This window comes from Longimicrobium sp. (genome assembly GCF_036280135.1).
Classification (GTDB): Bacteria; Gemmatimonadota; Gemmatimonadetes; order Longimicrobiales; family Longimicrobiaceae; genus Longimicrobium.
The window spans coordinates 1-8455 of sequence record NZ_DASURI010000339.1 but is presented as its reverse complement, the minus strand read 5'-3'; the positions used below and the strand labels follow the sequence as shown (position 1 = coordinate 8455).

Annotated in this window: 11 protein-coding genes; 4 read left to right on the top strand and 7 right to left on the bottom strand. The window is 72.1% G+C overall.

Annotation, left to right across the window (positions count from 1 at the left end; genetic code table 11):
* Window positions 1-242: 242 nt before the first annotated feature.
* A complete protein-coding gene (locus VFZ20_RS10695) occupies window positions 243-767 on the bottom strand; it encodes a nuclear transport factor 2 family protein (RefSeq protein WP_329683861.1) in 525 nt (174 codons plus the stop codon).
* A 213-nt stretch (window positions 768-980) separates the two neighbouring features.
* Between VFZ20_RS10695 and VFZ20_RS10690 the strand changes: the two genes are divergently transcribed.
* Window positions 981-1598, top strand: a complete 618-nt coding sequence (locus VFZ20_RS10690) for a TetR family transcriptional regulator (protein WP_329683860.1) — start codon at window positions 981-983, stop codon at window positions 1596-1598.
* A 10-nt stretch (window positions 1599-1608) separates the two neighbouring features.
* Window positions 1609-2796 (top strand): metallophosphoesterase, encoded by a 1188-nt coding sequence (locus VFZ20_RS10685; RefSeq protein ID WP_329683859.1) that lies wholly within the window; start codon window positions 1609-1611, stop codon window positions 2794-2796.
* 86 nt (window positions 2797-2882) lie between these two features.
* On the opposite strand, the gene VFZ20_RS10680 is transcribed toward VFZ20_RS10685, so the two are convergent.
* From VFZ20_RS10680 to VFZ20_RS10660, 5 genes are all read right to left on the bottom strand, one after another.
* On the bottom strand, window positions 2883-3050 hold the full coding sequence (locus tag VFZ20_RS10680; protein WP_329683858.1) for a hypothetical protein: 168 nt from the start codon (window positions 3048-3050) through the stop codon (window positions 2883-2885).
* A 70-nt stretch (window positions 3051-3120) separates the two neighbouring features.
* Window positions 3121-3294: a hypothetical protein gene (locus tag VFZ20_RS10675; protein WP_329683857.1), complete on the bottom strand. Its 174-nt coding sequence runs from the start codon at window positions 3292-3294 to the stop codon at window positions 3121-3123.
* A 105-nt stretch (window positions 3295-3399) separates the two neighbouring features.
* On the bottom strand, window positions 3400-4698 hold the full coding sequence (locus VFZ20_RS10670) for a M56 family metallopeptidase (RefSeq protein ID WP_329683856.1): 1299 nt from the start codon (window positions 4696-4698) through the stop codon (window positions 3400-3402).
* Window positions 4695-5081: a BlaI/MecI/CopY family transcriptional regulator gene (locus tag VFZ20_RS10665; RefSeq protein ID WP_329683855.1), complete on the bottom strand. Its 387-nt coding sequence runs from the start codon at window positions 5079-5081 to the stop codon at window positions 4695-4697. Before VFZ20_RS10665 ends, VFZ20_RS10670 begins: the two co-directional genes overlap by 4 nt.
* Window positions 5082-5256: 175 nt before the next feature.
* Complete coding sequence (locus VFZ20_RS10660) at window positions 5257-5997, bottom strand: dienelactone hydrolase family protein (protein ID WP_329683854.1); 741 nt, start codon at window positions 5995-5997, stop codon at window positions 5257-5259.
* A 178-nt stretch (window positions 5998-6175) separates the two neighbouring features.
* On the opposite strand from VFZ20_RS10660, the gene VFZ20_RS10655 reads away from it, so the two are divergent.
* The gene (locus VFZ20_RS10655; protein WP_329683853.1) at window positions 6176-6901 is read left to right on the top strand and encodes a RibD family protein; all 726 of its coding nucleotides are present in this window, start codon (window positions 6176-6178) and stop codon (window positions 6899-6901) included.
* A gap of 17 nt (window positions 6902-6918) precedes the next feature.
* Window positions 6919-7410 (top strand): GNAT family N-acetyltransferase, encoded by a 492-nt coding sequence (locus tag VFZ20_RS10650; RefSeq protein WP_329683852.1) that lies wholly within the window; start codon window positions 6919-6921, stop codon window positions 7408-7410.
* A gap of 457 nt (window positions 7411-7867) precedes the next feature.
* On the opposite strand, the gene VFZ20_RS10645 is transcribed toward VFZ20_RS10650, so the two are convergent.
* Window positions 7868-8455 (bottom strand): L,D-transpeptidase (locus VFZ20_RS10645; protein ID WP_329683851.1); only part of this gene is annotated, 588 nt, incomplete at its 5' end.

Here is an 8455-nt window from a genome sequence, read left to right as displayed (position 1 = left end):
GGGGCGAGCCTCGCGCATGGCCGCAGTTCTCCCCCTCCCCCGCGAAGCGGGGGCAGGGGGCCGGGGGGAGGGGGCCCTCCGCGGGCGAGAGACACTCCGCCACCGTGCACGAGCCCGGCGCCAACGACGCAGTTCACGGCGCGTTGATGACGATGCGCCGAAGCACATAAACACGGCCCCGGCGAGAAAGCTCGCCGGGGCCGTGTTGCATCTGCGCGATCCACCGATCCGCCGACCGGCGGTCAGTCGGGCCAGGCGGGGCCGCAGCCACTGTTCTGGAAGGTGTCGCTGATGTTCAGCAGCTTCCACTGCCCCTCGCGGCGCACCAGGTGAAACGCGTCGAAGCCGCAGTGCGACACCGTGTTGTCCGGCCGCCGCACCTGGTACTCGGCCCAGACGGTGGCCAGGTCGCCGCTCACCTGCACCACCGGGTTGCGGATGGGCTCGTCGATCCCCGGCTGGCCCGGCTGCGTGACCGCGCGGATGAACTCCGGCGCCGTCATCACCACCACGCGCGTTCCACCCTCGCGGCGCGGCCGGATGAGCGTCATCCGCGTGAGCGAGTCCACGTGCACGTTCATGGCCGCCGTGTCGCGCATCCGCAGCGCGTTCATGAAGCTCTGCAGCGTGGCCAGCACCGCCTCGCGCTCCTGCGCCGACGTCTCGCGCGGAGGCCCGGCCGGCGCGGCGGACGGGGCGGGCGAGGTCTGCGCCTGGCAGGCGACGGCCAGCGGAAGGGCCAGGAGTACCGCGAAAAGTCTGCGCATGTGCGTGCGGGTGCGGAGAGATGCGGACCCGCGGCCCGGGGATGAGCCGCGGATGACGGATGACGATCATCCCGTCAGAAGCGGGCGAAAACTACGCGGAACCGGCGCCGGCCGCCAAGGGGGATGACGCCGCCGGGCACGTTTCGCGCAGCCGCGTGTATTTTGCACTCGATGCAAGTTGCACTCAATGCAATCGATCGATGGGGCGTGACGATGACCGAGCCGGGACGGCGGGAGCAGAAGCGGGAAGAGACGCGGCGGCGGCTGATGGGGGCGGCGCAGCGGCTGTTCGCGGAGCAGGGGTTCGACGGGACGAGCGTGGACGAGATCGCGGCCGCGGCCGGCGTTTCGCGCCGCACGTTCTTTCACTACTTCGACTCCAAGGAAGACGTCATCTTCTCGCGCCACGCGGAGTTCGAGCGGACGCTGCTCCAGGCGCTCCGCGACGCCCCGCCCGCGGAGCCGCTGCTGCGCGTGGCCGAGCAGGCCATCGCCGCCGCGCTTGGCTCGTTCGACGCGGAAGAGGCGCGGCTCATCGAGCGGCTCAAGCGCGACACGCCTGCCCTGCGCGAGCGCGCGCACGGCAAGTACGAGCGGCTGGAGCGCGCCATCGCCGGCGCGCTGGCGGAGCGGGCGGGCACGAGCGCGGACGACCTGCGCGCGCGCCTGGACGCCATGGTCGTCACGGGCGTGCTGCGCGTGGGCGCGGAGGGCTGGCTGCGCGCGTCCGCGGCCGGCGAGCCCATCGCCGACTACGTGCGGCAGGTGGTGAGCACGCTGGACGCCGGGCTGGGGGTGGCGCCGGCGCATACGAGCGGATCAACGGACTGACAAGGGACGTATGCCTGCATACTGGACGATCGTGGCGTTCCTGCTGGCGTGGAACGCCGTGCCGTGGATGGTGATCGGATCGCTGTTCTCGCCCGTGGTGCCGGGCGGATGGCGGGCCGTCCTCGTCGTGGCCCTGGTGCTGTTCCTTCCCGTGATGGTGATTGCCGGCAACCTGGGCGGCGACGCGTATCCGTCCGCCACCACGCGGCTGTGGCTGTACCGGCCGGCGTGGTACACGCAGCTCTTTCTGCCCCTCATCGCCATCGCGGGTGTCGTGGGGCTGGTCGTGGGTGTCCCCTTCGGCGCGGCGCAGGTATCGGGGCGATGGACGGCGGGCGCCATGGGCGTGCTGCTGCTCGTCCTCGCCGTGTGGGGATACGCGGGCACGCGGCAGCTGGTGGTGCGGCCGCTGGACGTGCGCTTCGCCGGCCTGCCCGCGGCGCTGGAGGGGATGCGCATTGTGCAGCTCTCGGATACCCACGTGGGGCCGCATACCTCGCGGCGGCACCTGGCCCGCGTGGCGGACGCGGTGCGGGACGCGCGGCCGGACCTCGTCGTCCTCACGGGCGACCAGGTGGATGACTTCGCGCGCGACGTGGAGCCGCTGGGCCGCGCGTTCGGCGGGCTTTCGGCGCCGCTGGGCGTGTACGCCATTGCGGGAAACCACGACGTGTACGCCGGCTGGCCGGCCGTGCGGCGCGGGATGGAGGGACTGGGCTGGACCGTGCTCGTGAACGAGGCCATGCCCGTGGAGCGCAACGGCACGCGCTTCTGGATCGCCGGCACGGGCGACCCGGCGGGCGGGCGGCCCGGCCAGGGCCCCGTGGCCCCGGACGTGGAGCGGACGATGACGGCCATCCCGCCGGACGCGTTCTCGCTCGTCCTGGCGCACAACCCCGCGCTCTGGCCCGCGCTGGCCCAACGTGGCGCCAACCTCACGCTCAGCGGCCACACGCATTACGGCCAGCTCGCCATCCCGCGGCTGGGGTGGAGCGTGGCGTCGGCCTTCCTGGACCTGGCCATGGGCGTGCACCGCCGGGACGATTCCGTGCTCTACATCAACCCGGGCACGAACTTCTGGGGGATCCCCTTCCGCATCGGCGCGCTGCCGGAGGTCACGGTGGTTACGCTGCACGGCAGCCCCGTGGTCCCCGCCCACGAAGGCGCCCACGCCGGGAGCACGAGCGCCGCGCCCTGACGGCGCCTTTCACACGTGGCGGATGATGAACGAGGGCCGGAGCGTGATTGCTCCGGCCCTCGTTTCGTCCTGGCGCCGTCAGGGCGTCACGCCACGCACGGGGACGAGCGGGTGTCCGCCTGGATGGGCTCCGTCTGCGTGTTCCACAGGATGGACGCGGCGAGCGCGGCATCGGCCGCGAACGCCTCCGCGATCTCCGGCTGCATCTCCGTCGTTTCGACGTGCAGGTTTTCCAGGTCCAGGTTCAGCCGCATGGGATTGCTCCGCGTTGAGGATGGGTGGAGCGACGGGCCTCGGCCCGCGCTCCGGGTTCGTGAGACCGGATCAGGCCACGCACGGCGACGAGTTGGTGTTCGGCCGCTCGATGGGGCGCGTCTGCGTGTTGTACAGCACCGACGCCACGGCCGCGCCGTCGCCGCCGAACTGCACCGCGTCCGCGTACTCCGGCTGCATCACGGTCGTCTCCACGTGCAGCGCTTCCAGGTCGAGATTCAGCATGGGTCACCTCCAGAGTTCAGGTGCAGTAAATCGTGTCCGAAAAGGATGCACAAGAGGACCGTGGCCTGTCAACCCCTCGCCCTCCGTGACGCCGATGTGGAGCGATCAGCGCCGCGTTGGGTCCGGCAGCCAGGTGATCGCCATCTCCGCGCGGATGTCGCCCGTGTCACCGCCGTCGGCGGCCCGCTCAAACGCGAGCTGGCGAACGAGCGCGGTGCTCGCCGCGACCAGCTCCGGGCGCGGTGCCTCGTCGCGCCGGCGCGTGCCGACCACGCGGATGGACGACGCGTCCACGGCGCCGCCGGGCTGGATGGCGAAGTGCAGCATCACCGTCCCCCCGATCCCCGCCTCCTCCAGCGCGGGCGGATACAGGCCCTTCGCCACCTGGAGGATGCGCGCCAGTTCATCCCGGGGATGGGGCGGAAAGCCGGGCCGTGACAGGCTCCACACCTGCACCCGCAGGTCCAGCCCCTCGCGCGGCGCCTCGGGGGCAGGGCGGGCGGCAAGGCAGGCCGTCAGCACCAGCGCGGCGGCAACGGCGGTGGCGGCGCTGGCGCGCGTGCGCCAGCTGCGGGGTCGTGGCGTGAGCATCAGCCTGATCCTCCTCTCCAGGGATGAATGGGACGCGCCCAGGGAGGCGACCACCAGCCGGTGAGGTGCGCCCTGCCCCGCCACGTCCAGGAGCAGCCGCCCGTACGCGCGCGCATCCGCGCCGCCGCCGAGCACCCGCGTGTCGCAATCGATCTCCACGGCACCGCGCAGCCGCCACACCTGCCACCAGACCGCCGGGTTCCACGGCAGCGCCGCGGCCACCAGCAGCGCGCCCAGCAGCAGGCGCGGGTCACCCGCGCGCAGGTGCTCCGTCTCGTGCGCCAGCACCAGCGCCCGCTGCGCCGGACCGCCCTCCACGATCCACTCCGGCAGCACGATGCGGGGGCGCACGAATCCCGTGACCGCCGGCCCGGCGTCCGGCGCCACCCACACGCCCACGCCGTCCACCGTCCGCCGGCGCCACCCGCGCGCGCGGCGCCGCAGCGTCAGCCCCGAGCCGAGGAGCGCGAGCAGCACGGCCGCGGAGGCGACGGCCCAGCCCGCGCGCAGCACGTCGTCCAGCCCGGCGCCCCATCGCGGCACCACCGCGCCGGGGTCCATCCGCCACGCGACCGCGCCCGTCGCGGAGGCCGCGTAGGGTACGCCGGACGGCGCGGCAATCGGCCCGCCCGCGCCAGGCAGCGCGGGGACGATCGCCGCGAGCGCGGGAACGAGCAGCGATCCCGCGAGCGCGCCCGCCCACAATCCGCGCACGGGCCCGCCCCGCAGGCGCACCACGCGCTCCAGCACGAGCGCCGCGAGCCCCAGCAGGAGCGCGACCGCCGTGGCGTAGGCCATCCACGGCAGGATCATGGCTCCTCCCCGGGCTGCTGATCGTCCAGCATCTCGCGAAGGCGCCGGATCTCGGCCGCCGACAGCTTTCCGCGGGAGACTAGGTGCGTGAGCAGCAGCGCGTGCGAGCCGTGAAAGAGCTTGCGCGTCAGCCGCTCCAGGGCGCTCTCTCGCGCTGCCTGCCGCTCGATGGCGGGAAGGTAGCGATGCGCGCGGCCCTCCTCCTCGTGCGTGACGTAGCCTTTCTCCTCCAGGCGCCGCAGCACGGTAAGGACGGTGGTGTACGCCATCTCGTCCTTCAGCGCGTCACGCACCTCCGCCACCGTGGCCGAGCCGCGCGCCCACAGCACCTCCATCACCTCCAGCTCCCGGTCGTACAGCACGATCTCCATGGCGTCCCCCATCGCGTGATCAACTAGCGCGATAGTAGAATAGGCGACAAGGCTCCCTCCTGTCAACTACCACGATCGTAGATGAGGTGATGCGCCGAGACGGGCGGGAATTGTCAACTTGCGCGCATCGGGCCGAGACGCGCCGCGAGGCGTATCCGCCCATTGCCTTCCATCAGGTTGGAGTGCGTTACGGCCGCAGCGTCTGCCGATAGAGGCCGAGGAGCGTCTCCCAGTGACGGGCCTCCGCCGCGTCGTCGTGCGCGGGCGTGTCGCGCGGGACGAACCCGTGCCGCGCGTCGTACGTGGTGACGACGTGGTCCACGCCCGCATCCGCCAGGGCCTGCTCCAGCCGGGCCTTTTGCGCGTCATCGAAGTTGGCGTCCTCGATGGCGCCGGCCACGTACACGCGCGCCCTGATCCGCGGCGCCAGCGCGTGCGGGCTGTCCGGCGCGTCCGTGGCCACGCCGCCCGCGTGGTACGCCGCCGCCGCGGCAATGCGCTCGCCGAAGTGGCCCGCCGCGTACAGCGCCAGCCGGCCGCCCATGCAGTAGCCCGTGACGCCGATGGGCGCGTCGCGCACGCGCGGCTCCGCGGCCAGGTGCGCCAGCAGCGCCTCCGTGTCGCGCATGACGTTGGCCGCGCTGGCGGACGGCATCACGCGCGTGAACAGGTCCTGGCGCGCCGCGGGATCGCTGAAGACCTTTGGCCCCAGGCTGGAGTCGAACTCCACGCGGTAGAACAGGTCCGGGAGCAGCACGTAGTATCCGTCTCGGGCGATGCGCTCGGCGATGTACGTCATGGCGGGGCGGATGCCCATGGCGTCCATGTAGACGATCACGCCTGGCCAGGGCCCGCTTCCCTCCGGGTGAAAGACGTGCGTGGGGCAGCGGCCGTCGGCCGTTTCGATCAGCAGCTCGGTGGGCGGCATGGGATTTCTGGATCGTGGCGGATGAGCGCGCGGGCGACAAACACGCTGCACGGCGCGCACCAGCACGGACGCAGCTTCGCATCACGGCACGGTTCCCGCCGCAGGGCCGGCGCATCTGCATCATCACCGAATCACGCGGCGTCGCGTTACGGGTAGAATCAGGGAGACGGATCGATCGATGACGACGGAGCACACGACCTCGCGCCGACCGCGCGTGATCTGCCACATGATGACGTCCACGGACGGGCGCATCGTCGTGGACCGCTGGCCCGTCAGCGACGAGGGGCGGCGGCAGTACGAGCAGGTGCACGCCGGCTACGACCCCGACGCGTGGATCTGCGGCCGCGTGACCATGGAGCCGTTCGCCGGCGGGCTGCGTGCGGAGGACGAGGTCGCGCGGCAGCATTCCGGCGGCCCCCGCGAGGACTTTCGCGCGCCGGGCGAGTTCGACTCGTTCGCGTTCGCCATCGACGCCAGCGGGCGGCTGGCGTGGGAGAGCAGCGACATCGACGGCGATCACGTGGTGGCCGTCCTCTCCGAGCGCGTGTCGGACGCGTACCTGGCGTTCCTGCGCGAGCGCGGCGTGTCGTACATCCTGGCGGGCGCGCGCGACGTGGACCTGCCGCGCGCGCTGGAGCGCATCGGCGCGGAGTACGGCATCCGCACGCTCATGCTGGAGGGCGGCGGGCGCATCAACGGCGGCTTTTTGCGCGACGGGCTGATCGACGAGGTGAGCCTGCTGATCGCCCCCGTGGCGGATGGGCGCGTGGGCACCCCCGCACTCTTCGACGACGAGGGCGAGGTCACGCCGCGCCGGCTGCACCTGGAGAGCGTGGAGCGCCGCGCGGACGACTTCGTCTGGCTGCGCTACCGCGTGGACTCCGCCGACGCGCCCACCTCCTGACCGCCGACCGACGCCCCGTGCCATCCGACGCTTCCGCCGTCCTCGTCCGCCCCGCCGCGCCCGCGGACCTGCCCGCGCTGGGCCGCCTGGGCGCGCTGCTGGTGCGCGTGCACCACGCGTTCGATCCGCAGCGATTCATCGCCGCCACGCCCGAGACGGACCGCCTGTACGCCGCGTTCCTGGGCTCGCAGCTGCGGGAGCCGAACGTCGTCGTGCTCGTGGCGGAGCGGGATGGCGCGGTGGTGGGCTACACGTACGCCGGCGTGGAGGGGCACGACTACATGGCGCTGCGTGGGCCGGCGGGCGCGCTGTACGACGTGGTGGTGGATCCGGATCACCGCGGGCAGGGCGTGGGGCGGATGCTGCTGGATGCGACGATCGCGGCGCTGGAGGCACGTGGCGCGCCTCGCGTGGTGCTTTCCACGGCGGAGCGCAACGAGCCGGCGCAGCGCCTGTTTGCCCGCGCCGGCTTTCGCCGCACGATGATCGAGATGACCCGCGAGCTGTAGCGAGCGAGCGCCCCCTCCGGGCTCGCGGAGCTCGCCCACCTCCCCCAAAAACCCCTGGGGGAGGTTGAACTGCGGCTCTCATCGTGAACAGCGCGCGCGGCGCCTGCCGCACACAACCTCTGATCGGCTCGAAGCGTCATCCTGAGGAGCCGCCGCGCAGACTGGGTCCATGCAGGTTCCCTGGCGGCGACGAAGGATCTTGCCCGCGAACCTCTGCGGCTGCCCTGGTGCACCAAATCCGCCCCCGAGTCTCGCACACAAGATCCTTCGGTCGCGCCAAAGCCCTGCGCGCGTTCACGTTACGCGCGGCGCTCCCTCAGGATGACGCTGGCTGGGGCTCCATCGAAAGGCAGGTTTGCCAGCCAGTGTCCCCGCACTTTCGCACTTTCGCACTAAAAGAAGCCCCGGCGGACGCGAAGTCCGCCGGGGCTCTCGTGATCCCGCATTCGGCGCGGGCTCAGTAGATGTACACCGGGGTGCCCAGGGGCACGTTGCGGTACATCCACAGGATGTCGGCCGCGTGCATGCGGATGCAGCCGTGGCTGGCCGCGCTGCCGATGGACGCCGGGTTGTCGGTGCCGTGGAAGTAGTACCCGTCGTACATCTCCAGCTTGGCCACGCCCAGCACGCCCTTGTGCGCCCGCTGTGGGCTGCCCCAGGGCGGGATGATGACGGTGTTGCCGCTCACCGGCACGCGCCCCGCCGGGTACCCCGCCAGCGCGTTGGGCGACGCGTTGCTCATGTCGCGCACGTTCATCCCCCGCTGGCGCGCGTACTCGATGTAGTGCCAGTTGGGCGGAACCCACACCGGGTCCAGCTCCTTGTGAGTGATGGACATGCGCCCGCGCGGCGTGATGAACCGCTTGGTCTGCCCGCCCATCACCAGCGTCTTGCCGCTGCCCACGGCCACCGACGCGCGGTACAGCGTGTCCTTGCCCTGGATGTACAGCATCCGCCGCTCGGCCAGGCTCACCACGATGTACGGCTTGCCCGCGGGGGCCAGCTCCTCTTCCTTGGCGGCCAGCTGGCGCTCCTTCTCCTCCTC

Excerpts from the sequence above, each read along its gene's own strand:
- VFZ20_RS10665 (WP_329683855.1), bottom strand. The coding sequence starts at position 5,081 with ATGGGGGACGCCATGGAGATCGTGCTGTACGACCGGGAGCTGGAGGTG.
- VFZ20_RS10695 (WP_329683861.1), bottom strand. The coding sequence starts at position 767 with ATGCGCAGACTTTTCGCGGTACTCCTGGCCCTTCCGCTGGCCGTCGCC.
- VFZ20_RS10680 (WP_329683858.1), bottom strand. The coding sequence starts at position 3,050 with ATGCGGCTGAACCTGGACCTGGAAAACCTGCACGTCGAAACGACGGAG.
- VFZ20_RS10675 (WP_329683857.1), bottom strand. The coding sequence starts at position 3,294 with ATGCTGAATCTCGACCTGGAAGCGCTGCACGTGGAGACGACCGTGATG.
- VFZ20_RS10685 (WP_329683859.1), top strand. The coding sequence starts at position 1,609 with ATGCCTGCATACTGGACGATCGTGGCGTTCCTGCTGGCGTGGAACGCC.
- VFZ20_RS10655 (WP_329683853.1), top strand. The coding sequence starts at position 6,176 with ATGACGACGGAGCACACGACCTCGCGCCGACCGCGCGTGATCTGCCAC.
- VFZ20_RS10660 (WP_329683854.1), bottom strand. The coding sequence starts at position 5,997 with ATGCCGCCCACCGAGCTGCTGATCGAAACGGCCGACGGCCGCTGCCCC.
- VFZ20_RS10690 (WP_329683860.1), top strand. The coding sequence starts at position 981 with ATGACCGAGCCGGGACGGCGGGAGCAGAAGCGGGAAGAGACGCGGCGG.
- VFZ20_RS10670 (WP_329683856.1), bottom strand. The coding sequence starts at position 4,698 with ATGATCCTGCCGTGGATGGCCTACGCCACGGCGGTCGCGCTCCTGCTG.